The 25,069-nt window shown below is 27.9% G+C and carries 20 protein-coding genes and 1 other RNA gene; 13 read left to right on the forward strand and 8 right to left on the reverse strand.

All coding sequences use genetic code 11. From position 1 onward, the window contains the following. Positions 1-3 precede the first annotated feature (3 nt). The 10 genes from kdsA (at position 4) to creD (ending at position 6,583) form a co-directional block, all read left to right on the forward strand. Positions 4-822: a 3-deoxy-8-phosphooctulonate synthase gene (kdsA, locus tag BMY86_RS03970; RefSeq protein WP_091465432.1), complete on the forward strand. Its 819-nt coding sequence runs from the start codon at positions 4-6 to the stop codon at positions 820-822. Between the two features lie 16 nt (positions 823-838). After that, on the forward strand, positions 839-1,735 hold the full coding sequence (locus BMY86_RS03975; protein ID WP_091465435.1) for a hypothetical protein: 897 nt from the start codon (positions 839-841) through the stop codon (positions 1,733-1,735). 126 nt (positions 1,736-1,861) lie between these two features. After that, positions 1,862-2,146: a hypothetical protein gene (locus BMY86_RS03980; RefSeq protein ID WP_091465437.1), complete on the forward strand. Its 285-nt coding sequence runs from the start codon at positions 1,862-1,864 to the stop codon at positions 2,144-2,146. A 24-nt stretch (positions 2,147-2,170) separates the two neighbouring features. Next, positions 2,171-2,779 (forward strand): hypothetical protein, encoded by a 609-nt coding sequence (locus BMY86_RS03985; protein ID WP_091465440.1) that lies wholly within the window; start codon positions 2,171-2,173, stop codon positions 2,777-2,779. 10 nt (positions 2,780-2,789) lie between these two features. After that, positions 2,790-3,416 (forward strand): YiiX family permuted papain-like enzyme, encoded by a 627-nt coding sequence (locus tag BMY86_RS03990; protein ID WP_245745597.1) that lies wholly within the window; start codon positions 2,790-2,792, stop codon positions 3,414-3,416. A gap of 49 nt (positions 3,417-3,465) precedes the next feature. Then, the gene (locus BMY86_RS03995; protein WP_091465623.1) at positions 3,466-3,762 is read left to right on the forward strand and encodes a winged helix-turn-helix domain-containing protein; all 297 of its coding nucleotides are present in this window, start codon (positions 3,466-3,468) and stop codon (positions 3,760-3,762) included. Positions 3,763-3,816: 54 nt separating this feature from the next. Further along, complete coding sequence (locus BMY86_RS04000; RefSeq protein WP_091465446.1) at positions 3,817-4,278, forward strand: Coq4 family protein; 462 nt, start codon at positions 3,817-3,819, stop codon at positions 4,276-4,278. Between the two features lie 5 nt (positions 4,279-4,283). Beyond that, positions 4,284-4,577, forward strand: a complete 294-nt coding sequence (locus tag BMY86_RS12945) for a hypothetical protein (RefSeq protein WP_143065585.1) — start codon at positions 4,284-4,286, stop codon at positions 4,575-4,577. Between the two features lie 10 nt (positions 4,578-4,587). Beyond that, the gene (locus BMY86_RS04005; protein ID WP_091465448.1) at positions 4,588-5,250 is read left to right on the forward strand and encodes a DUF1361 domain-containing protein; all 663 of its coding nucleotides are present in this window, start codon (positions 4,588-4,590) and stop codon (positions 5,248-5,250) included. 31 nt (positions 5,251-5,281) lie between these two features. Continuing rightward, entirely contained in the window at positions 5,282-6,583 is a 1,302-nt protein-coding gene (gene creD / locus BMY86_RS04010) for a cell envelope integrity protein CreD (protein WP_091465450.1), read from the forward strand. A gap of 65 nt (positions 6,584-6,648) precedes the next feature. On the opposite strand, the gene BMY86_RS04015 is transcribed toward creD, so the two are convergent. Then, complete coding sequence (locus tag BMY86_RS04015) at positions 6,649-8,307, reverse strand: MFS transporter (protein ID WP_091465452.1); 1,659 nt, start codon at positions 8,305-8,307, stop codon at positions 6,649-6,651. Between the two features lie 174 nt (positions 8,308-8,481). Continuing rightward, positions 8,482-9,684, reverse strand: coding sequence for an NAD(P)-dependent oxidoreductase (locus BMY86_RS04020; protein WP_091465454.1), 1,203 nt, complete (start codon positions 9,682-9,684; stop codon positions 8,482-8,484). A gap of 155 nt (positions 9,685-9,839) precedes the next feature. On the opposite strand from BMY86_RS04020, the gene ssrA reads away from it, so the two are divergent. Further along, positions 9,840-10,238, forward strand: a transfer-messenger RNA (tmRNA) gene (ssrA, locus tag BMY86_RS04025). 247 nt (positions 10,239-10,485) lie between these two features. Continuing rightward, positions 10,486-12,318 carry a hypothetical protein gene (locus tag BMY86_RS04030; protein ID WP_091465458.1) on the forward strand — a complete coding sequence of 611 codons (1,833 nt, stop codon included), beginning with the start codon at positions 10,486-10,488 and terminating at the stop codon, positions 12,316-12,318. Between the two features lie 58 nt (positions 12,319-12,376). Here BMY86_RS04030 and BMY86_RS04035 read toward each other — a convergent pair whose 3' ends face one another. Both BMY86_RS04035 and BMY86_RS04040 read right to left on the reverse strand, forming a co-directional pair. Then, positions 12,377-12,625, reverse strand: coding sequence for a hypothetical protein (locus BMY86_RS04035; protein ID WP_143065586.1), 249 nt, complete (start codon positions 12,623-12,625; stop codon positions 12,377-12,379). A 649-nt stretch (positions 12,626-13,274) separates the two neighbouring features. Further along, positions 13,275-16,103, reverse strand: coding sequence for a sensor histidine kinase (locus BMY86_RS04040; RefSeq protein ID WP_143065587.1), 2,829 nt, complete (start codon positions 16,101-16,103; stop codon positions 13,275-13,277). A gap of 27 nt (positions 16,104-16,130) precedes the next feature. Between BMY86_RS04040 and BMY86_RS04045 the strand changes: the two genes are divergently transcribed. After that, the gene (locus BMY86_RS04045; protein ID WP_091465465.1) at positions 16,131-16,877 is read left to right on the forward strand and encodes a LytR/AlgR family response regulator transcription factor; all 747 of its coding nucleotides are present in this window, start codon (positions 16,131-16,133) and stop codon (positions 16,875-16,877) included. Between the two features lie 6 nt (positions 16,878-16,883). On the opposite strand, the gene BMY86_RS04050 is transcribed toward BMY86_RS04045, so the two are convergent. The 4 genes from BMY86_RS04050 to BMY86_RS04065 are packed head-to-tail and all read right to left on the reverse strand — an operon-like array spanning position 16,884 to position 25,044. Beyond that, positions 16,884-17,555, reverse strand: a complete 672-nt coding sequence (locus BMY86_RS04050) for a response regulator transcription factor (RefSeq protein WP_091465468.1) — start codon at positions 17,553-17,555, stop codon at positions 16,884-16,886. Between the two features lie 42 nt (positions 17,556-17,597). Next, a complete protein-coding gene (locus tag BMY86_RS04055; protein ID WP_245745598.1) occupies positions 17,598-19,517 on the reverse strand; it encodes an OmpA family protein in 1,920 nt (639 codons plus the stop codon). 10 nt (positions 19,518-19,527) lie between these two features. Beyond that, positions 19,528-20,451, reverse strand: a complete 924-nt coding sequence (locus BMY86_RS04060; protein WP_091465628.1) for a PorP/SprF family type IX secretion system membrane protein — start codon at positions 20,449-20,451, stop codon at positions 19,528-19,530. A gap of 24 nt (positions 20,452-20,475) precedes the next feature. Continuing rightward, positions 20,476-25,044, reverse strand: coding sequence for a T9SS type B sorting domain-containing protein (locus BMY86_RS04065; protein WP_091465470.1), 4,569 nt, complete (start codon positions 25,042-25,044; stop codon positions 20,476-20,478). Positions 25,045-25,069: the final 25 nt, after the last annotated feature.

The raw sequence follows: 25,069 nt of genomic DNA on the forward strand, positions 1-25,069 counted from the left end.
GATATGAACATCAACAACATACCTCAAATAAAACATACCGATTCTGGAAATTTCTTTGTATTAGCTGGACCTTGCGCTATTGAAGGTGAAGAAATGGCTTTACGAATTGCAGAACGATTAGTAACTATAACAAACGACTTAAAGATTCCTTTCGTATTTAAAGGAAGTTTTAAAAAAGCGAATCGTTCTCGTGTTGATAGTTTCACTGGTATTGGTGATGAAAAAGCATTGAAAATTCTACAAAAAGTTTCCAAAGAATTTGGAGTTCCAACTGTTACTGATATTCATACTAACGAAGATGCTACTATGGCTGCAGAATATGTAGATGTATTACAAATACCTGCCTTTTTAGTTCGTCAAACTGATTTAGTTGTTGCTGCTGCAAATACTGGTAAAACAGTAAACTTGAAAAAAGGACAATTTATGAGTCCGGAAAGCATGAAACACGCTGCACAAAAAGTTTTAGATTGCGGTAATGAAAACTTCATGATTACAGATAGAGGAACTATGTTTGGGTATCAAGACATGATTGTGGACTTTAGAGGAATTCCTACTATGAAAGAATTCGGAACAACAGTTTTAGACGTTACACATTCATTACAACAACCAAATCAAACTAGTGGTGTTACAGGTGGAAGACCAGATATGATTGAAACTATTGCTAAAGCTGGAATTGTAACTGGAGTTGACGGGATTTTCATTGAAACTCATTTTGATCCTGCAAATGCTAAAAGTGATGGTGCTAATATGTTACACTTAGATTATTTCGAAGGTTTAATGAAAAAATTAGTAGCTATCAGACAAACCATAAATCAATTTTAATTTTTTTAATACTATAATGAAACAATCATTTTTAATGGTTGTACTATCTTTTTGTGTTTTTTCACAGTACACCTTTTCGCAAGAAACTGTAATTTCTCCTGAAAAATACACAGCTCATAACAAAGGAAAGTTATTTTTCTTTTGGGGTGGAAACAGAGAAACGTATACTAAATCTGATATCCATTTCTATGGTGAAAATTACGATTTTGTAGTCCATAATGCCGAAGCTCAAGACAAACCTAAAGGATTACATATTGACTATATCAATCCTGAGAGAATGACAATTCCTCAAACAAATTTTAAATTAGGGTATTTTATTTCTGATCATTATAATATTGCTATTGGATTTGACCATATGAAGTATGTGTTTTCACAACATCAGACTGCAAATGTTAGCGGATATGTTAATTTACCTGCTTCAGATAATGGCTCTTTGTATAATGGAACATATAATAATACACCTATCGATTTCAGTACAAATTATAGTACAGACGATAATGACACTCCTCCTCCATTTTTAACTTTTGAACATACTGATGGATTAAATTACATTCATACAGAATTTTCAAGAGTTGATGATATATCTTCTAAAATTTTCAAAACTTGGAATAGCGATAAAGTTCAAATCAATTTAACAGAAGGTTTAGGGGCTGGAATCTTATTACCAAAAACAAATACGCGTTTATTAGGAAAAGACAGATACGATGAATTTCATGTTGCAGGATATGGAATTTCTGCTAAAGCTGGATTAAATGTAACTTTCTTTAAACATTTCTTTGTTCAAGCTGAATTAAAAGGCGGTTACATTGATATGAACGACATTAGAACTACTCAATACAAGTCAGATAAAGCCGAACAACATTTTTGGTTTTTTCAAAGTATTTTAGCTTTTGGAGGAATATTCAGAATATAAATTCAGATAAAAATTATACTAAAACGTGATAAGAACTTACTTATCACGTTTTTTTATTGAAATATTTGGATGATTCAAAATTATTTTTAACTTTGCAATTCAAAGTACTTTAAAATACACTTGATTATGATTACAAAATCTCAGAAAAATATTGGACTATTAATACTTGTTTTATTATTAATTCCTTTAGTTGCCATGCAATTTACAAATGAAGTAAATTGGTCTGTTTTTGATTTTATTATAATGGGAGGATTATTATCCATAATTGGATTTTCATGTGAATTCATGTATCGAAAAATTACCAATCCAAAAATTAAAATTTCGTTAATAATAAGCTTACTAATTTTGTTTTTATTAATTTGGGCAGAATTAGCCATAGGAATTTTCAATAGTCCAATCGCTGGATCATAATTTAATACATCTAAACAGAAACTAATGGAAAATAAAGATTATTTAGAAGATTTAAAAGAAATTAAAAACATGATGAGTAAATCATCAACGTTTTTATCTTTAAGTGGATTATCTGGTGTGTTAGCAGGCTGTTATGCCTTAATTGGTGCTTTAGTTGCACATTTATTAATTCGTGATAATGATTATATTTATATTACATTAGAAAGTAAAACTTTTCAATTTTTATTAATTGATGCATTATGTATTTTACTTGCTTCAACAATCACTGGAATTGTACTTTCACATAATAAAGCTAAAAAAAATAATGAGAATTTATGGAATGCTACTTCTATAAGATTACTAACCAATTTTATGGTTCCATTAATTACAGGAGCTCTATTAATTCTTTTACTTTTAAATGAACAAGTTTATGGATTAGTTGCTCCACTATCTTTAATATTTTATGGTTTAGCATGTTTTAATGCAAGCAAATATACTTTTAGAGATGTTCGATTTTTAGGAATTACTCAAATTATTTTAGGATTAATAGCAGTGAAATTTTCTGGATTTGGATTATATTTTTGGGTTTTAGGGTTTGGATTATGTCATATTTTTTATGGAGCTATGATGTGGTTTAAATATGAGAGAAAATAATTTTATATCTATGAAAAAAGTAATTCTATTTACAATTACAATTTGTGCAACATTTCTAATTTCATGTGGAAATACAATTAGTCCGGAAATTCAATTTCAAAACGGAGATGTGATTTTTCAAACTTCAGAATCAGAACAATGTGAAGCCGTAAGAATTGCGACAAATTCAAAATTTTCGCATTGTGGTATTATTTTTATTGAAAACGGTAAAACCTATGTCTATGAAGCGGTTCAACCCGTAAAAATTACACCCATTGAAGAATGGATTACACACGGAAAAAGTGCAAAATATGCAGTGAAAAGATTAAAGAATTCAGAAAATCAATTAACTACAAATCAAATTAATGCCATGAAAAAATATGGTGAAGGAATGTTGAACAAAAATTATGACATTTATTTCAATTGGTCGGATGCTGAAATTTATTGTTCTGAATTAGTATGGAAAATTTATAAAAACGGAGCGAATATTGAATTATGCAATACTAAAGAACTTAAAGATTTTAATTTAGATAATCCTTTAGTCAAAAAAATAATGTACCAACGATATGGTTCACAAATTCCGTATCATGAAAAAGTTGTAGCACCATCACAATTACACGATTCTGAATTATTAGAAACGGTTTATGATAATTATTAATATTTTTGCAAAACTTTAAAATGAGATTGCTTCGTGCCTCGCAATGACTATGAAAAACATCATCCAAAATATCAACAAAGCTTTTGATCATAGAATCCGACTTGGAATTATGTCGGTTCTTATGGTGAATGAGTCTGTCGATTTTAATTCGATGAAAGAATTTCTGGGTGTTACCGATGGAAATTTAGCCAGTCACATTAAAGCATTAGAATCGGATGAATTTATCTCTGTAGAAAAACAATTTATTGGAAAAAAACCAAACACCAAATACAGCATCACTCCTATTGGAAAAAAAGCATTCCAGGATCATATTGCTGCATTGGAAAAATTATTACAATCGAAATAACACTATTTTTTTATCCATGCACTTTGAATTTCAAAGTACTTTAAAAATTAAAATATGAAAGATTTAATCATTGAAACCCTTTACAAAATCATTAAAGTTCCATATGAATACTTTTTTAAAACAAAAGCAAAAGCATGGAATTTAACCATTGAAGATTACATGAAAAATGACACAAATTCTTTAGGCTATCAATTAGGTAGTTTCTTATTGAATCATAATTATTCGATACAAGAAAAATTGGAAGAACACGATGTATATCATGTACTTACAAATACAGGAATAACTGTTTTAAATGAAATAGAAATGCAGTTTTATTTATTAGGAAATGGTAAAAGAAGTCCGTTTGTATTTATTGTTATTTCAACTGGAATTGTATTCTATCCTTATGAATACAAAAAATTTTATACCGCTTTTAAAAAAGGAAAACAAGCACATCAATTCTATCATTTAGACTTTTCAAAGGTATTACACATGCCATTAACTGAAGTTCAATACATCTTTAATATTAAAAACTAAATTCTATGAGAACACTAACTGAAATGCATTACCACGACATGAAAACCATTTGTCAATATTGTGCTGTAATATCCTTTAGTTATATAACAAGTAAATCTGATGGTTTAATAATCCTTGGATTATACTTTACTCTTTTTGCAGCCTTAATAAATTTCTTATTATTTGCTATCAATACTATCTGCGCATTTTATTCAAAAACATATTGGAAAAAATACCTGCTTAATTCAGGATTATTACTCTTAAACATACCTGTAGTTCCATTATACATTTATTTAGTATTAGAAATATCAGGATTTTAAACTATATATTATGAACAGAATCATCTCTATTTACATCTTAAATCGCAAACAAGATACAGCGGTTTGGCTAACATCATTTGTAGCAATTGCTTTATTATTACTTAGAGTAAAAATTACACATTCCATGTATTTGCTTTTTCTAATTTGGAATCTATTCTTAGCAATTATTCCCTATATGCTTTCCACTAGTATTTATGCTAATTTCTTCCATAAAGAGAAAAAAATTCAAAATACTATTTATGTTCTAATTTGGATTTTATTCATTCCAAATACCTTTTATATTCTTACTGATTTTACTCATTTACATTTCAAAAACACATTTCAGTTTGGCTTAGATATGCTTATTATTTCAAGTTTTAGTATCGCAGGATTTTATATGGGTTTACATTCCTTATTTCATATTCATCAATTAACACTTGCAAAATACGGTAACAAATTGGGGAACTTTTTCATGCTTTCCATTAGCTTTTTAAGTGCTTTTGGAATATACATGGGTCGTGTACTCCGATTTAATAGTTGGGATATTATTAGCAAACCATTTGAATTGGTTTACACATCGATTTATGCGTTTTTTACATACGATACCATCCTTTATACCATACAATTGGGTTCATTAATTCTGATCAGTTATATCTTTTTTTATCATTGGAAACAAAACAATATCAATAAATAATCATTAATCAATTAACTTAAAATTAAACATCATGGAAATCAACATTAAAACACCAGAACAAACAGAAAACAAATCGTTTTTTCAATCTTCTACAGCCAAAATGATGATGGTTGGAATTCTAACATTAGTATTATTAATCCCGCTTTTCTTCGTTCAAGATTTAATTACCGAGCGAAGCATCAGACAAAAAGAAGTCGTTAGTGAAACAACATCAAAATGGGGCGGTTCCGTGTATGTTTACGGTCCGATTTTAAAAATTCCTTATAAAAATCCCGTTTCAGGAAGATCAGATTTTGCGTATTTCTTTCCAGATGAATTGAAAAATACAGTTTCTGCAAAAATGGAAAAACCATTAGAACGTGGCATTTTCAAATCGAATGTATTTTCAACTAAAATGAATTTTACAGGTTCTTATTCTAAACCAAATTTTCAAATAAGAAATATTCCAAATGAAAATGTATATTGGAATCAAGCTAAAATCATCATCAGAACTACCAATTTGAAAAGCTTAAAAGATGAAGTTAAAATCAATTTTGGAAGTCAAAGTTTTAAATTCGAACCAGGAAATTCAGAAGAAAAAGACAGTACACAAACTTTAGAATCAACTACTTTCGATTATAATTCTATTGCTAATTCAAGATATTTTACTTTTGATATTTCTTTCAACGGAAGCAAACAAATTAAAATTGTACCTATTGGAAAAACAACTGATTGCAAAATGACATCTGATTGGAATTCTCCAAATTTCAATGGCAACTTCTCTCCTATTTCTCGTGAAGTTACCAAAAATGGATTTATAGCCAATTGGAAGATTTTACATTTCAACAGACCATTTGCACAACAGTACTTCGAATCGTTACCAGAATTATCGAACTATGCTTTTGCAACAGATTTTATCACTCCAGTTGACGAATACCAACAAAATGAACGCGCTAGTAAATATGGATTTTTAGTTATTGGATTAACGTTTTTGATTTTCTTTTTAATTCAATCGATCAGTAAAATCAACATTCATATTTTTCAATACTCAATGATTGGAATTGCGTTAGTAATGTTTTACACTTTATTGATTTCAATTACCGAACACAGTAGTTTTTCACTAGCTTATATAATTGCAGCCATAGCCGTAATTGCCTTGATTTCTTTGTATTCGATTTCCATTTTGAAGAATAAGAAATTCCCAGCTTTTATTGCTATTTCATTGAGTGTATTATATTCATTTATCTATGTAATTATTCAATTAGAAGACTATGCTTTATTAGTAGGAAGTATCGGATTGTTTGCCATTTTAGCTGCTGTAATGTACTTTTCTAGAAAGATTGATTGGAAGTAAAATAAAAAACCTGACAGATTTAATTATCTGTCAGGTTTAATTTATAAACTGTTATAAACAACTAATTAATGACTTCCTTCAGCCTCAATTGTATCTACATCAATATTTTGTTTTTTCAGAATTCCTTTCACCAAAATAGCAAATAAAGTTAAGTATGCAAAACAAACAACGGCTACAATATACGATTGGTGAATTCCAATGATATCTGATAATTTTCCTTGAATTGGAGGAATAATTCCACCACCTAAAATCATCATAATTAAAAAGGCTGAACCTTGAGAAGTATATTTTCCTAAACCAATAATAGATAAACTAAAAATAGCTGGCCACATGATACTACAGGCTAATCCACCAGCTAAAAACGCATAAATTGCCATTGTTCCTGATGAAAACAAACCAATTAACATGGCTAACATTCCGAAACTTCCAAAAATCATTAATGTTCTTGCTGGTTTATCTTTACTTAAGAAGAAAGCTGCGATTTGAACTAAAATACAAATTACATAAAAATAAAGAGGTTGCATATCTTTTCCAGAGATAATATTTACACCTAAAATTACTCCAAAAGCAAGTAATGGAATGATTATTAAAGCTAATGTTTTCTTTATTCCTTCTAAATGAAATACTGAAATTGCACCAGCCCAACGACCAATCATTAAACTTCCCCAATACATTGAAACATAAGGCGCAATATCTGAAGATTGCATACTTCCGAATTCTTTCAATTTTAATAATTCTCCTAAATTACTTCCAATAGCAACTTCTACTCCAACATACACAAAAATAGCCAACATCCCTAAAACCAATTGAGGATATTGCATTGCTCCCCAACCATTTACATTTTTCTTAGCTGATAAATAAGAATATAAAATTCCACCTAAAACAACTACTAAAGCGCCTGAAAGCCATAGCATTCTATAATGTTCTAAATCTGACATTTCAGAAGCACTAAAACTTGCTGTATCTAATTGATATGTTTTAAAAATTGGCACAAAACAAGCAGCTAATAAAACTGTCATAATTACTAAAGTTCTTAGCGCTTTATTAGCTTTTTCCATTGGTTCATTAGCTAAACCAGCAGGAACTTTTTTAGAAAAATAGAATAAAGCAGCTGAAGCAATAAAAAGTAATCCAACTCCTAAATATAAAATGACAACTTTATCTAATGGTAAGCTTTGAATTTGCTCTTCAGAAACCGCTTTTGCACTTCCAAATAAAGCAAAAGCAACTAAAATTGGACCAATTGTAGTTCCTAATGAATTAATTCCACCTCCTAAATTTACTCTATCTGCTCCTGTTTTAGGGTTTCCTAACAAAATAGCAAAAGGATTAGCAGCGGTTTGTTGCAATGAAAAACCTAAGGCTACAATAAATAATCCGACTAACATTCCGGCATAAATACTTGCTTCAACGGCAATAATCATGGCACCTGCACCTAAAGCAGAAAATAATAATCCGTAAACAATACTCTTTTTGTATCCCCAAGTACCTACAATATCTTTACCAGTGCTATTTCCCATAGCAAATAATAATAATGCTCCAATATAATAAGCAGTATAAAAGGCAAAATCAATTAATTGGGATTGAAATTGATCTAATTCAAAATAACTTTTACAAAATGGAATAAAAATACTGTTACCAGCTGCGATAAATCCCCAAAAGAAAAACACCGTAATTAGTGTATATAATGCAGGATAATTAGTTTGATTTTGGTTTGAATTCATAATTTAGTTTGGTTAGTAGTTTAGTTTTTTATTAGTTAATTGCTAAATAACAAAAATTTGAGGAATTATAAATGAAAATGAATTTAAAATATCTACATTTTATAAACATTTAAAATCAAAAAAAATACCTTCAAAACAGTACATTTTGAAGGTATTTTTATTTCGTATTTTTTTTTAGTTTCCGTCTACGTAATTCTGTAAATAAGCAAATCTTGGTGTAAGTTTACCGTTTTCTGTAATTTTTGCTCGAGCTAAAACACCATTTGCATCATTATTGAAAAAGGCTGGCACAACATGTTGTAAAAACATTTCTCCAAAACCTTCACTAGCATCTTTTGGTAATTCACAAGGTAAATTATCCACTGCCATTACAACAATAGCTCCTGGATGAAAAACATCTACTTCTTTATGTTCACCAGGTAAATAACCATAAAGAGGTTCGGCAATAGTACTCGCTCTTAAAGTTGAAGCAATTGGACCATCAATATCACATGAAACATCTGCAATTACTTTTATTTTGCATTTTGGAGAAGCTAACATTTCTTTTGATAAAATTATTGGCGCGCCATTACCATAAAAATGACCTGCAATAAATATATCTGAAACTTCTGCAAAACGTTCAAAGTTTGAATTATAATTTTGAGGATTTGCATAAAAATCTTTCTTATCAAAAGCTAATCCGTCTTTATGAATATTATAATCCTGAACATCAATCATTGTATAAACTGGATACGTATAAGTTGTTGAAAGAAAATCATTTACTGATACTTCTTTTACTTTCATACCATCGAGCATTTCCTTTGCTCCCATTGCGACTTTACCTTTTCCAGATAAAACAATTTTAATAGGTGGCATGAAAGGCTTTTTCAGTTGTGAAATTAATTCTTGTTGATTGTGTAAAGTTTCTGCTTTTGGTAAATTGAATATTTCAAATTTTAAACCGAAAGCTCTAAAACCATTATATGCTCCAACAATTCCAGCATAACGTCCAAAACCAATTAAACGAGTATTATTTTCGTTAACTACTGTTTCATGATCGTATAATTCAATATTTTTATCAAGGCAAGCTTTAAGTAAATTTCTATTATAGGCTTGTTTTTTTATAGTATGAGAAAAGAAAAAATATTTTTTATTTGGTATTAAATTATCAATAGGCACTTCTTTTACTCCTAAAAGTACATCACAATCGTTTAAATTATCAACAATTTCAAATCCTTTTTCTTTATATTCCTCATCTTTAAAAACTCGAATATCTGAAGATTCTACCAAAATTTCAACACTTGGAAATTGATTTTTAAAATCCAAAAGCTCTGAAGGTGAGAACACTACTCTTCTGTCGGGTGGGTTTTTTCTTTCTTTTATTAGTCCGAATTTCATGTTTTTAAAACAATTATTGTGCATTAATTTACAAATATAACATTTTTGATTTTGAGTTGAAAGCTTTTTTCATTGAAATATTTGTATTATTTTTGGCAACACTTTTGTTGTAAACCTTTAGTATACTTAGTATATTAGTAATCAACAAATTAAATGGGGTCGACTGGTTTTGACAGCGAGTGGCATTGGTTAGTAAGCATGTCGAGCATTGTATTTTTGGCTCGTAAATATCAAGGATACGAACTTTTAAACGGCGAAAATAATTACGCTTTAGCTGCATAATCTGAATTATAGTAAGATACGCCTAGTTCCAACAAGGTTGGAAAGCTAGATTCTCCTCAAAAGCCTTGGTTTATGGCGGTTGATTCAGGAGAACCGTAAAAGTAAACCTAGGAATGGTAAAGCTTTAAATCCATTCTGACAATTATAAAGCTAAGCAAAGAGTGGCGGTTTTGGGCCAAGCTTTTTGTCGAAAATTTAATCCGAAACTAAACATGTAGAAAGCTTTTTGATGGCTTGTTTGGACGAGAGTTCGATTCTCTCCGACTCCACAAAAAACATTGATTATCAATGTTTTACAAAATTTACACCCAATTTTACACCCAGTTATGTAAGATTGGGTGATTTTTATTTTAGCAAATTTTAAAAATCTTTTTAATTAAATAATGTTAAAAAAACAACCACTTATTACGTCAAAAAAAACAGTTGTTACTTCAAAAACCTTTATGTTTATTTTAAAAGTAAATTTATACATAACTAACTGTATATTAATTATTTATTTTTAACTAAAATATAAAAGTCATGAAAAAAAAATTACTTTTTATTGTTTTTTATGCAATTTCATTAAATGCACAAGTAGGAATTGGAACTACAACTCCTAATGCCATATTAGACATTAATTCTTCATTACCATCTCCCTCTACTGACAAAGCTGGATTACTTCCTCCTGTAGTAGAATTAACGGCAACTAACTCAAATACAACAACAACAATTGGAGTAAATATAGTTAATCCTAATGGAGGTGGCGCACCTGCTCAAGGAACAATAGTATACAATACAAACACATCAGCTCCAGGACCATATCAAGTTACACCAGGATATTATTTTTATAACGGAACAATTTGGGAAAAAATTTCAAGCGGAACAAATACAAATTGGACTTTAATTGGAAACGCTGGAACAACTGCTGGAACAAACTTTATCGGCACAACAGATTCTCAAGACTTAAGATTTAAAACTGGTGGAATTAATCGATTTAACATTTCAAACACAAACGGACAATTACAATCTTATAACTTAGGAACAACTACAAATCCAACATATTCATTCCAAGGCGATCAAAACACAGGAATATGGAGTTCTGCTGCAGATAATTTAAATTTTTCTACTGATGGAACGCAGAGAATGATAATTGGTTCAAATGGTAATATTGGAGTATCAACTTCAGTACCTGCAACAACAAAAATGGAAGTTTTAAGCTCAGGAACAGATGATGCGGTTTTTGGACATACACCAAATGTAGGTGGTGTTTTAGGAAGAGAAACAGATATCATTATCGGAGTTCCACCTCAAACTATAAGCGGAGCAGGAGTTTTCGCGAGCAACCCAACTGCAGGCTATACAAGTTCATTTTCACAATCTACAGGCGCTGCAACTGTAGCAGCAAATATCAACTATTCTGATGTTTGGATGGCAAGCTATAATTATGTACAAAATGGAAGTGCTACTTATAATCCTTCCGCAAATTACAACCAATTAAATATCACTAACAATACTTTAGGAGGAACTCAAGTCGCTTTAAAAACATATTTAAACAGAGGAACTTTAACTGGAAATCCAGGATTTTCTGTTGGAATACAAGGTATTGCAAATAGTCAAAACCAAGATTCATTTGGCGTTCAAGGTTCTGCTTTTTGCAACACAAATACAAGAGCTGGCGGCTATTTTGAATCATTAAATTACGCTGGAACTTCGCAGGCATATGCTTATGTAGGAACAACTGCAACAACTGGAGTAGCAAGAAAAATTATGGGAACTAATTCAGTTAGTGAAATAGTTCCAACAGAAAAACATGGCCGTGTAACATTAACTTGCCCAGAATCACCTGAATATTGGTATCAAGATTATGGCACAGTTCAAATGACTAATGGAAAAGCTACAATTATTTTAGATGAAATATTATCTGATATTATAATTGTAGACGAAGAAAATCCAATAAGAGTTATTTGCACACCTGTTGGCATGCCATTTTTCAACGGTGTTACCATTATGAATCAAACCACAAATTCTGTTGAAATTTTAGAACTAAACGGAGGTAATCATTCAGGTAAACTACAATATCAAATCGTTGTAAAGCCTAAAACTGGATATGGAGAAGGAAGATTCCCTCAAGCACCTGGACCCGCATACTTAAAATCAGATAAAGAACCATTAGCTGCAAAAACTAAAAATCAACCAAATGATGGCAGAAAAATATTTCAATGGCCTGCTGACCATATTGTTTATAAATATAACCCTGAAGATTTTATTAAAATTGGAGATGTTGTTCCTGCCGGCCCCAATGCTGGTAAAATATTTTTAGGCAATGGAAAGTATAATGAAGGTAATCCTGCGACAGTAATTAATAAAAAATAATATGATTAAATACAAAAAAAACTCCAATTAAATTGGAGTTTTTTTTGTATTTAATTATTTAATATGTGATCAGTTTATTTATTTTAAACAATAAATCTTGAACAAATCCATTTTTAAGCTTTGAAATATCAACACTTTTATTTTTAAGAAGTATATTAAATTCTTCATGAATATATTTTTTTTCTGTACAAATAATTATTCTATCTTTAAATAAACTATTGAATTTAATAAAATCAATTGCATCAATAACATCATTTAAAACAAAAATACAAATATCATTATTATTTGTTGATTTAAAATTTAACATTTCACTTTCATTTATTCTTAATAGATTAAAGTCATTAATCAATCTTTTTCTTAAAAAGAAATAAAAGTATTTTTTTTTATCATAAACATAAACATTTCGCATAAAAATCATTTTATAAAAAAACATAGCCACCATTGGTAGCTATGTTTATCAACCCAAGACTATGTTTTTAATAACTTTTAAAAACAAATATTAATAAATTATTTACTTAAAAATAATAAAAAAAAATTATGAAAAACATTAAATGTAATAACTGTTTATATCAATGTAATATTCAGTAATATTTTAATTATTTTATAAAAAAAAGACAGTGAAAGTCCCCTGCAAATTATTTAGAAGATATTATTTGCCAATCACTGTCAAAAAAATGATTTAATAACTAAAAAACATTTTTTTATCATTATTTTTTAAGTTTAAACCCACACATATATTCAATTTCATTAAAATCAATAATTATTAAAAAACAAAGGCTGTGACACATTGCACAGCCTTTTAACACAAAACATTAATTCATTTTAACCAACAAATATGAATTAACAAAAAATTTATTTTTTATATGCAAGTAGTATAATCAAAAATATAAATTTATATGATTATTAAATAAACAATGTAATAAATGGTCAAAATAACGTAATCTTTACCCAAAAAATTAATATTTATTATTTTTTTTCATTAACGGTAATTTTAATAAAACTTTAGTTCCTTTTATATTTTTATTTTCATCTAATAAATTATCAATTTCATATTTATAATCTAAAGAATCTATTTTACTCATTATAATTAATCTTTCTTTAATTATTGAAATCCCATATGATTTTTTATTAGATTTTTCATTTTCAATTAACAGTCCAATACCATTATCAATTATCTCAATAAAAAGATAATTCTCATCTGTATTTATTTGTAATTTTATAAAAAAATTATTATTATTCTTAAAGCCATGAACAATACTATTTTCAATAATAGGTTGTAAAATCATATTTGGAATTAAAATATTATCTAAATCAATTTTGTTTATTACAATAAATTCAATTAAAATATTCCTTTTTAAACTTTCAAATTCAATACATTTATTTAAATACAAGACTTCATCTTTCAATGTTGAAAAATCATTATTTACATTTTCTAAAGTTGCTCTTAAAAGATTAGAAAATTTCAAAATATAATTATTCACACTTAACTCATCTTTTAAAAATATATAAGATTGAAGATTATTTATTGAATTAAATATAAAATGAGGATTCATTTGAGCTCTTAAACTTTTCATTTCCAAATTCGTTAACTTTAACTTCAATTTGTTTTTTTTTCTATTTAAATTCACAAAATAAAAAGAAATAAAAAATGTTGAAATTATTAATAAGAAAATAATTAAAATTTTAAACAAAAATGTTTCCCAAAAATAAGGTTTCACTTTAAAAATAATACTCTTATAGTCAATTGGAGTATTTATATTATTATTAGAAATTTTTAATTCTAATTTATATAAATTAGGCATTAAATTATTAAATGTGAGTTCATTGTTTTTCAATAAAACCCAATTTGTATCATTTATTTTATAAAAAATTTTATATTTTTTTAAATTATTAAAAGATTTAATTGATAAGTTAATATTCAAATCATTATCATTCCTGTCTAAAATAAAATTATTAACTAATTTATCTTTTATTTTTGAATTAATATTTAAAATATCAATTTTAGCATCATCATAAATTTCATCATTATAAAAACTCTTTTCAACTTTACTGAAGCCTTTATTCGTAAATAGATATGTTATATCATCTATCAAAATTAAATCGACTATTTTGCCCTCAATTAACCCGTTTTCAATAGTTAAAATTTTATCTAAAACAATTTTGTTATGAGAATTTAAATTAAAAACATAAAGTCCTCCATAAGTATATACTAAAATTTTATTATTTTTTTTATTATAAAATAATTTTATTATATTTTCATTAATAAAGAAATTACTTTTAATTTTTAAATCTTTATCTAATATCTGAATCTTTCCTTCATTTGATGCGACTATTAAGTTATAATCATTTATCTTTACTATAGAATTAATAAATTTAATATTCTTTTTAAGTGTTTGTTTTTTTAACAAATTATAATAAATTAATTCTTCTTCATTTGATAAAACAAAACCATCATTAAAACTAAAGAAATCATTAAATCTGATTGAATTTTCATTTGAAAAAATTTTACCTTTTTTTAACGAAAATAATCCTCTTCCTATTATACAATAATAATCCTCTTTAAAGTATAATAAAGTTTTTAAACCTTTTAATTCGAATTTAAATTTCTTTTTTAAATTATTCAAATCTGAATAATATACTTCTCCATTATTATAAAAATAAAACAATCTTTTTTTGATAATTTTAATATCCTTAATTTCATAATTGAATTTTACTGTATCAATTATTGATTTTTTTTTAATGTTATATATAAAAATTTTATTTTCAGATAATAAATAAAAAGCATCACTACTTGAAGTTACTTTCTTAATTTTAAAATTAAAATTAAAATTTAAAATATCTCTATAATTTTCAGGAATAAAAGTTAATTCCAAATTTTCCGATATAACCCAAACATTAAATTTTTTATCAATAAATAATTTATTTATGTCTTTTAAATTTATTGGTAAACTATTAATGTAATCAGTAATTTTTTTATTAAATATTCCATTATAATAAACTAATACCTTATTTTGATTATTTAATAATATTAGAAATTTATCGTCAATTCTTGAAATAATTTTAAAATTATAATTTGAGTCTAGACTTGGATCTATAATAAAATAATTTTGATTATTATATACTTTAAATTTATTAGGTATAAACCTATAAAAAGGGTTGTAATTACTAGATTGAGTATCGTAATAAGCAAAAGAATTTTTCATTAAAAAGTTAACAACTTGAACTTTTGATAATTTACTTTTCTTACTATTATTTTCTCTAATAATTACATCTTCTTTATCATATTGTAATTTTATTCGATTTCCATTTACATATTCAAATAAAGAATTCTTTCTTTTTAATGTTAAATTGTTTTTAGATAAATAATAAGTTTTTAATTTATATAGTGGATTAATAAAAAGAGTGTCTTTATTTTCAAAAAAACGAACTAAACCCTTAATTTCATTACTTTTTTTTATTTTATATACTATATTGTTTTGCACATAATAAAGACCTGAAAAATAACCACTTAACCAAACTCTATTTTTAGTATCTATATAAATATTAAAAATATCATTTGAAGGTAAACCTGAATTTAAATCAAACTTGACAAAAGTGTTTCCATTAAATTTTAACACACCGTTATCTGTTGCAATCCAAATATATCCATTGTTATCTTGTGTTAAAGTATAAACATTTTCTATTATTTTTCTTTGTGCAGAAAAAGACTTAATTGAATTATAAGTTTGTCCATAAACAAATTTTATATTCAAAATAAAAAAAACAAAAAAATATAGTATCTTCACAAAAGATTTTTTTTAATTAACAAATTTATGACAAAATATGATGCCATTTTAGTAGATGATGAAGAAAATAATATTGTTATCTTAGATTTTTTTATAAAAAAATTTTGTCCTTCTATAAATATAGTAAAAACATGTATTAATTTAGAAGAAACAATTTTAGCAATAAATAAATACAAACCTTCAATTGCTTTTTTAGACATCCAAATTAATGAAAATCAAATTTTTGAAGTATTAGACAAAATTGATATTAGTGAAATAGAAATTATTTTTGTAACTGCTTATGATGAATTTGCATTAAAAGCATTTAAATATAATGCTATTGATTATGTTTTAAAACCTATATCAATTGAAGATTTAATTTTAGCTACTAATAAAGCTATTCAAAGAATTGAAGAGAAAAAAATATTTGAAAATGAAATTTTTAAAAGAAATAAACTAAAAAGTAAAGATTTATTTTTAACTGTTCATTCTTTAGATAAAATTGACATAATTAATTTTGAAGAAATTATATTTTGTAAATCAGACGGTAGATATACTATATTCTTTTTAAGGAATAATGAACAAATAATGGCATGCAAAAACATAGGAGAATATGAAGAATTATTGACTTTTAACAACTTTTACAGAATACATCACTCATATATTGTAAACATATCATATATATTGAAAATAAACAAAAAAGCAGGATATTATTGTGAAATGAAAAATGGTGCAATGATTCCAATTTCAAGAAGAAAACAAGATGGTATTAACAAACTACTTAACATAAAATAATTGTGCTTATAATAATTTCAACTCTTTTATTTTTACTAACATATCATGATCTGTAGAATTATTTAAATTTAAATATTCTTTTATTTTTCTTTTTCTTTTTTCAATAGAACTTATACTAATTCCTAATTTATAAGAAATACTTTTATTTGACAAACCCATTGATAATAATTTTATTATCTCTCTATTTTTATAATCAAAAAAAATATTTTTATTATCATAATAGATTTTGTTAAGTTGCGTTAATACATTTTTGCTAAAAAATTGATTCCCATTTATGATTAATTGAAATGCTGAGATTAACTCATCAGAACTAAGATCTGATTTTATTATAATACCCTGAGGATTTATTTTACTTTTAATTTCAAAAAGTATAAAAGTTTCAATACTACTTGTAATAAAAACAATTTTGGCATAAGGTATTTTATTTAAAACTATTTTTGCTAAATCAATACCTGAATATATATTTTTTTCTTTATAAATTTGGATGCTATAATCTATTAATACTAGATTAAAAAGAGGATTATTATCTAAAATATCAAATGCTTCTTTACTATTATTTACAGTTATAACACTTTTTTCAAAATCAAATTCACAATAATCTAACAACAATTTATATCCTTCTATAATTAGTGGATGATCATCTATTATTAATATATTATATTTTAAATTTAATATCATAAAAAAAGAGGCAATAAAAATTGCCTCTGTATAATTTAATATTTAATCTACAATAAATTCACTTCTTCTGTTCAATTGATGTTCTTCCTCATTACAATCTACACCATCTTTACAATTGTTTAATAATTTATCTTCTCCAAAGCCAAATGAAACTAAACGATTTCTATTTATTCCTTTTGAAACTAAATACTCTAAAGTCGATTTAGCTCTTTTCTCAGATAATTTTCTATTATAAATATTACTACCTCTTGAGTCAGTATGTGATTTTATTATTACATTTATATCTGGGAATTGATTCATTACAATTAAGATTTTTTGTAAATCAACTTCAGCATCTCTTCTAATATTAAATTTATCAAAATCAAATTGTATATCTTTAATATTTAAGTATTTTGCTAAATCAGTTCCTTTTGTAATTTGATTTTTAATTCTCGGTAAAGCTAAAATAATTTTGTTTGAGTTATTTGGCGCACTAAGTTCAATTGTTTCATGATCTGTAGATTCAGCTTTTAAATATGCTAAAGGTTTATTCATCACATTATTAAAAGTAAATTCTCCTTTATCATTTGTAGTTACTTTTCCTATTTCATTATGTAATTTATCATAAATTGTTACTGTTGAATTTTGAAGTGGTTCGTTGTTTTCTTTATCAACTACTACACCTTCAAAAATTGTATTTGTTTCAAGCTTTTTAATTTCAATGAAACTGTATATATCATCTTTTCCTTTTCCGCCTTCTCGGTTTGAAGTAAAGAATCCATATTTTGAATTATTTAGTTTACAAAAAGAAAAATCATCAAATGAGCTATTAACAGGTTTACCTATGTTATTAATCTTATTATTAAAATTTTTATCATTAATACTTGTTACAAATACATCTAATCCTCCTAAACCTAAATGTCCATCAGATGAAAAATACAATTCATCTTCAATTATAAATGGAAAGGTTTCTTTACCTTGAGTATTAATATTATTTCCCAAATTATTAGGCAATCCAAAACCATTATCTTGAATATCTACATAATAAATATCTGAGTCTCCAAAACCTCCAGGCATATCTGACACAAAATAAAGTTTTGTTTCATCTGGGTTTAACATTGGATGTGCACAATTAAAATCGTTATTATTAAATGGTAATTCAGTTACATTAGTCCATTTGCCATTTACAAAATCCGCTTTAAAAATTTTCAATAAATTTACTTTTCCTGAGTTTATTTTTTTATTCTTTAAAACATTATTTCGAGTGAAATACATCGTTTTGCCATCTTTTGTGAACACTGGACTTGATTCATGAAAAAGTGATTGTATTTCTTCAGAAAAAAATCTAACATTACTTACCTTTCCATTTTCTTTACCAATTGTAGCACTATACAATGCAGAAAAATAATCTGAAGTCCAATCATCTCTTTTTGATTTACCTTTTTCAGGTAATCTTGAAGATGAGAAAACTAACGTATCTTTATTAATTGCGGCACCGTAATCTGAAAATTCCGTATTAATCCCTAGATTCTCAATTTTAAAACGATTCGAATTATTTTCAATTTCTAAAAGATAGTTTTTATTCTTATTAAATTCTTTAGATCTTGTATCATCTGCATTAGATTTAGCAAATTTAGTTAAATATTCATCTGCTAACTTTGTGTTTCCAACAGATTTTAAAGTTTGTGAATATCTGTAATAGTATATATTATCAACTTTTTCATTTAATTGAAATAATTCAGCATACCATTTATTTGCAGACAAAAAATCTGAATTAAAGAAATAAGAATCTCCTAGTTTCTGAAATAATTCTACAGATTTATAACCACTATTTGCTACTTTTTCATATACTTCGATTGATTTTATATAAGAAAGATTATTATATAATTTATCTCCTTTAGAAAGAACTCTATTGTCTTCCTGAGAAAATGCTGAACTAAATATAGTTAAAGCAATTATTGTAAGTTTAATTTTTTTAATCATAATTATATTATTAAAAGAAACGTGGATTATAAACAGATTGACTTCTTTTGAAGACTTCAAATCGTAAGAACAATTCATGTGAACCAGAATTATAATTTCCTAATTTTGTTGTATCTAAATCGTAAGCATAACCAGCCAATAATCCTGGAGAAATTTGAAACCCAACCATCCCACTAACAGCTGCATCCCACCTATATGCAGCTCCTAAAGTAAATTTTTCGTTAAACAAAAAATTAGCTGATAAATCTGCTTGCAAAGGAGCTCCACTAACCATTTTTGTTAATATTGCAGGCTTAAACTTAATATTATTTGATAATTCAAAAACATAACCTCCTATAAAGTAAAAATGCATTTTCTCTACAGCTTCAGAATTAGAAGAACTATTATAATGTTTAGTTTCTAACATAAAAGGTACTGATAATCCCAAATATCCTTTCTCTGAATGCAAATAAGCACCTGCTCCAACATTAGGAGAAAATTTGTTATCAACATTATTTTGAAATTTTGGATCTAAACTATTATATATATCTAATTTTGTATAATCAATATTTAGTATATTCGCAGATCCCTTTACTCCAAAAAACAAACGATAATTTCTTGAAAGTTGAATATTATATGACAAATCCGCAGATATGTTGTTTTCGTCAGATGGACCTATTTTGTCATTTATAACAGATAATCCTAATCCTATTTTTTCACTCACAGGGCTATGCAAAGCAAAAGTTGCTGTTTTTGGAGCTCCTTCTAAACCAACCCATTGTGTTCTATATAAACCTAAAACACTCAAAACATCTCTTGATCCAGCATAAGCAGGATTTACACTTATTGTGTTATACATATATTGTGTAAATTGAGACTCTTGTTGAGAGTAAGTATTATTTACTCCAAATGTTAACAAAAGAAGCAAAATTGTAAACTTAAATCCTGTTTTCATTTTATTATAATTTATCATTTTCTTCTAATTTTGAATATATAAATAACCTGTTTTTTCAATATTTTGTTTGTTGGTACCAAATAAATCATACTCATATTTCAAAATATAGAAGTAAGTACCTGTAGGTAATAACTCATTAGTATTTATTGTAGCTCTACCATCTGAGTAACCTTTGAAAACTTTAGTAGTATTATCATATCCTTTCGTTTCAAATACTTTAACTCCCCATCTATTATAAATTTCAACAGAGTTATTTGGATAACAATCAATTCCTTCTAAAAAGAATATATCATTAACTCCATCTCCATCAGGAGAAACTGCATTCCATATTTTAACATAACATGATAAAGAAATTGTTTGGGTATGAGTTGATGCATTTCCACAGTCATCAGTTGCCGTCCAAGTTCTGATTAATTTATATTGGCTAGAACAATCACCACTAACGTTTTGTTCGTCATAAGTAATAGTTACATTTCCACAATTATCTGTAGCTGTAAGTGTTGCAGCTGCAGGTATGTTGTCGCAATCTGCAAAACCATCTTGAGGCAAAATACCATTGAATATTGGAGCAGTAGTATCTTCAACTGTGATTGTTTGTGTATGAACCGTAGTTAATCCACATACATCAGTTGCTGTCCATGTTCTAGTAATTGTATAGTTATTAGGACAAGAGCCTGCAGTTGTAGTTTCATTAAAAGTAACCGTTGCAGTACTACAGTTGTCTGTTGCTGTTAAAGTAACTGCAGTTGGCACTACATCTGTACATTCTAAAATAAGATTGCTAGGAAGAGCTTCTAAAAAAGTAGGTGCAGTTGTATCCTGAACAGTAATAGTTTGTGTATGACTAGTTGTTAAACCACATAAATCAATTGCCGTCCATGTTCTTGTTAAAGTATAGTTATTAGGACAAGTACCCGCAGTTGCAGTTTCATTAAAAGTTACCGTTGCAGTTCCACAGTTGTCTGTAGCTGTTAAAGTAACAGCAGTTGGTAAAGCATTACATTCAATCGTTACATTAGCAGGAAGAGCTTCTACAAAAGTAGGCGCAGTAGTATCCTGAACAGTAATAGTTTGTGTATGACTAGTTGTTAAACCACATAAATCAGTTGCCGTCCATGTTCTTGTTAAAGTATAGTTATTAGGACAAGTACCCGCAGTTGTAGTTTCATTAAAAGTTACCGTTGCAGTTCCACAGTTGTCTGTAGCTGTTAAAGTAACAGCAGTTGGTAAAGCATTACATTCAATCGTTACATTAGCAGGAAGAGCTTCTACAAAAGTAGGCGCAGTAGTATCCTGAACAGTAATAGTTTGTGTATGACTAGTTGTTAAACCACATAAATCAGTTGCCGTCCATGTTCTTGTTAAAGTATAGTTATTAGGACAAGTACCCGCAGTTGTAGTTTCATTAAAAGTTACCGTTGCAGTTCCACAGTTGTCTGTAGCCGTTAAGGTAACAGCAGTTGGTACAGCATTACATTCAACCGTTACATTAGCTGGAAGAGCTTCTACAAAAGTAGGAGCAGTTGTATCCTGAACAGTAATAGTTTGTGTATGACTAGTTGTTAGACCACATGAATCTGTAGCTGTCCAAGTTCTCGTAATAGTATAATTAGCACAAGTTCCTGCAACAGCAGTTGAAGTTTGATTAAAAGTTACGTTTGCAGTTCCACAATTATCAGTAGCACCTATTACTAGAGGGGCATCCACAACTGAACATTCTATAGTATAATTTCCTGGATATGCATCTAAAACTGGAGGTATTGTATCTTGTACCGTAATAGCTTGTGTACAATTTACAGGCGTACCTATTACCGTATTTTCACCCAAATCTCTTACACCATTATTATTATCATCTACATATTCTGTAATGGTATATGTTCTTGTTACGGTTTGTATACATAAACCTGTGTTTGCACTATTTGTAGCAGTAATTTCAACAACTCCGCATGGATTACTAATTATTCCATCACCATTTCCAAGAGCTTGAAACTCTGCTATGGTATAGACTGTTTGAGAAGGTAAATTACTATAACATTGCACGCTTGTAGCAGGAAAAGTAGGACAAGTAACAGATAATGCACAACACACTCCTGCAGCACCATTAACATTTAATGTATTACAGCTATTAGCATCAGAAATATCAACATTGTAATTTACTCCTGAAGCAATTGATCCAGAAGTCCAAGTATTACCAACCCAACTACCAGGAGCTCCAGTTCCTGTAACCACAAATGGTGCAGTTCCTGTAACAGTAAGTGAAATTGTATAATTACTACCTGAACAACTTGGAGCTGAAACAGCACCTGATAAAGCCACATTTTCTGGTTGCGAATTTATTTGAATAGCTGGAGAAGATGATGCTGAAGTACAACCACTAGTACTAACTGTAAAAGTGTAACTTCCAGGACTTAAATTAGGAACTGTAAATGTACTACCTGTATTAAATCCGGTAGCTGGATATCTAACATTTCCAGGTGACATTATTATATACCATGGATGTGGAGGTAAATCGTTTAATACAATACTCCCTGTATTTGTCGTACAAGTAGTTTGTGTAACTGTACCTATTGTTGGTGCTAAAGGTTGAAAAATTGTAATTGTTTGATTGATTGTTGTACCACATTGATCTTGTGCCTGAACAACATAAGAATTACCATTAACTAAACCTGCGAATACACCACTTGTTTGATACGGAACAAGTATATTTCCTACAGTATCTTCTAATTGATATTGAGGATAATTTACTGAGTTTGCATCTGGATTAATCCATGAACCTCCAGAAGCATTTGCAGTAATTGTAGTAGCACAACTATTAATACTGCTAAAATAAAATGGAACAACATTTGGAGTTGTAAATGTGTATTGATAAATATGTCCGTCTGGATATCTTGGAATACCTACAAATTGATCATATACAGCTGGTAATCCTGAACTGAAATTTACCCCACCATATCTAATAATATAAGTTGTGTTTACTTCTAAATTGTTAAATGCTGCAGTAGATTTTGTAGCTGCAGTAGAATTAATATCCCATGCAGTTTGTCCACTTTGCACAACTGTAGTACCATCAGCTCTATATAAGGTATAATGAAATCTGTTATTAAAATTGATAGTATTCATTACAAAAGTAGCATCAATCGTACCTGCATTAAGTGAACAATTTGTGTATTGCATTTCAATAGCTCCTGTACTTTTAATAACATTACTACTAGAAGTACCAGCTAAAGTACCATCGTTTCTTATGTCAAATGTTGAATTTCTACCACAAGCATCTTCAACAGTAATATTATATGTTCCTGCTGGCCATGAACCTGGAAATTCACAACTTCCACTTATAGTATTAACATTTAAAACTCCACTTGATCCCATTGGTATATTATTATATACTAAAGGATATGGAATTGTATAATTAACAGTATTATCTCCATTTGTTCCACATTGTGAAGTATAATTTGGACCTGAATTTATTGTTGCTTTAAATGGTGGTGTAAAATTATGTGTTAAAGAAGATAAAGCAAAAAGTAATCGAGAAGTATCATCATAAAGTTCAGTATAATCATATTGTCTTGCCAAAACCCTACCTTTAAAAGTTACATCTACAGGAGCTGATGTATTAATGTCTTCCGTAAATGTTTCTCCACAAGCATCTGTATATGCAATTGTGTAGGCAGTATTAAAAGCAAGACCAGTAGGAAAAATTTCTGTTGGTGGTTCTGCATCATCTTCTCTATAACGATATGTTATATTTGTTGAAAAAGGGATAATAGGATTTCCATTCATATCATTACCACCAGTAATTGTAATTGTAACAGGATTAACTCCTGCACGTAATTTTCTTCTTGGTGTATATCCATTAGTACAAGCTGGTGCTGGATTAGAAATACTAAGCACTCCTTTATCTTCAATAAATATTTGATTAAGTGAATATGCAGATGGTATTGTATTATCTGGAAATGCAACAGTATTTGTTACTGCTCCACCAACATTATTTCCACAAGAATCTAACCCTGTTAAAACTATTCCAGTATTACCTGTAAAAAAAGATTCAGGTATATCAAATGTAACCAGTTGATTTGCTCCAGTTCCTGAAATTGGGCCTACAGTTAAAGTATTACCTAAACTGTTTGTGTAAGTAAAAACTGCGGTTGCACCTGTTGCAATAGTTGTTTGAAATTGATGCGTATAGGTATCACAACTTGGCATATTAATAATTCCAACTAACACATTCGATTCTGGTTGTAACGAAAATGGTGTAGCTGCAGGAACTACAACAGGAATGTTATTTGTATCTCCTGCTGCATTTACAAGTTCTAAAACATAACTTCCTGCTACTAAATTAGTAACAGTGTAAGTTGTTTGAGTATCTGGTGTTACTAAATAAAACCCAACTCCAGATGGTCCTGAAACAACATGGACAGATATTGGTCTAGCACCAGTAGTTCCAATATTAGTTACAACTATACGTCCATTATTTCCACCTGGACAGGTAGGAGCAAAAGGGGTATAAACCGGCTCATTAGGTATTTGAGCATAACTTTGATTAATGCTCAATAAAAATAATGAGAATGTAAAAAGTATTTTTATAATCTTCATATTTAAAAAAAATTTCACTGTTAAA

The sequence above is a fragment of the Flavobacterium urocaniciphilum genome (genome assembly GCF_900110615.1).
Lineage (GTDB): Bacteria > Bacteroidota > Bacteroidia > Flavobacteriales > Flavobacteriaceae > Flavobacterium > Flavobacterium urocaniciphilum.

Coding starts and splice junctions, on each gene's coding strand:
- kdsA (WP_091465432.1), top strand. CDS start 4: ATGAACATCAACAACATACCTCAAATAAAACATACCGATTCTGGAAAT.
- BMY86_RS03975 (WP_091465435.1), top strand. CDS start 839: ATGAAACAATCATTTTTAATGGTTGTACTATCTTTTTGTGTTTTTTCA.
- BMY86_RS03980 (WP_091465437.1), top strand. CDS start 1,862: ATGATTACAAAATCTCAGAAAAATATTGGACTATTAATACTTGTTTTA.
- BMY86_RS03985 (WP_091465440.1), top strand. CDS start 2,171: ATGGAAAATAAAGATTATTTAGAAGATTTAAAAGAAATTAAAAACATG.
- BMY86_RS03990 (WP_245745597.1), top strand. CDS start 2,790: ATGAAAAAAGTAATTCTATTTACAATTACAATTTGTGCAACATTTCTA.
- BMY86_RS03995 (WP_091465623.1), top strand. CDS start 3,466: ATGAAAAACATCATCCAAAATATCAACAAAGCTTTTGATCATAGAATC.
- BMY86_RS04000 (WP_091465446.1), top strand. CDS start 3,817: ATGAAAGATTTAATCATTGAAACCCTTTACAAAATCATTAAAGTTCCA.
- BMY86_RS12945 (WP_143065585.1), top strand. CDS start 4,284: ATGAGAACACTAACTGAAATGCATTACCACGACATGAAAACCATTTGT.
- BMY86_RS04005 (WP_091465448.1), top strand. CDS start 4,588: ATGAACAGAATCATCTCTATTTACATCTTAAATCGCAAACAAGATACA.
- creD (WP_091465450.1), top strand. CDS start 5,282: ATGGAAATCAACATTAAAACACCAGAACAAACAGAAAACAAATCGTTT.
- BMY86_RS04015 (WP_091465452.1), bottom strand. CDS start 8,307: ATGAATTCAAACCAAAATCAAACTAATTATCCTGCATTATATACACTA.
- BMY86_RS04020 (WP_091465454.1), bottom strand. CDS start 9,684: ATGAAATTCGGACTAATAAAAGAAAGAAAAAACCCACCCGACAGAAGA.
- BMY86_RS04030 (WP_091465458.1), top strand. CDS start 10,486: ATGAAAAAAAAATTACTTTTTATTGTTTTTTATGCAATTTCATTAAAT.
- BMY86_RS04035 (WP_143065586.1), bottom strand. CDS start 12,625: ATGTTAAATTTTAAATCAACAAATAATAATGATATTTGTATTTTTGTT.
- BMY86_RS04045 (WP_091465465.1), top strand. CDS start 16,131: ATGACAAAATATGATGCCATTTTAGTAGATGATGAAGAAAATAATATT.
- BMY86_RS04050 (WP_091465468.1), bottom strand. CDS start 17,555: ATGATATTAAATTTAAAATATAATATATTAATAATAGATGATCATCCA.
- BMY86_RS04055 (WP_245745598.1), bottom strand. CDS start 19,517: ATGATTAAAAAAATTAAACTTACAATAATTGCTTTAACTATATTTAGT.
- BMY86_RS04060 (WP_091465628.1), bottom strand. CDS start 20,451: ATGAAAACAGGATTTAAGTTTACAATTTTGCTTCTTTTGTTAACATTT.
- BMY86_RS04065 (WP_091465470.1), bottom strand. CDS start 25,044: ATGAAGATTATAAAAATACTTTTTACATTCTCATTATTTTTATTGAGC.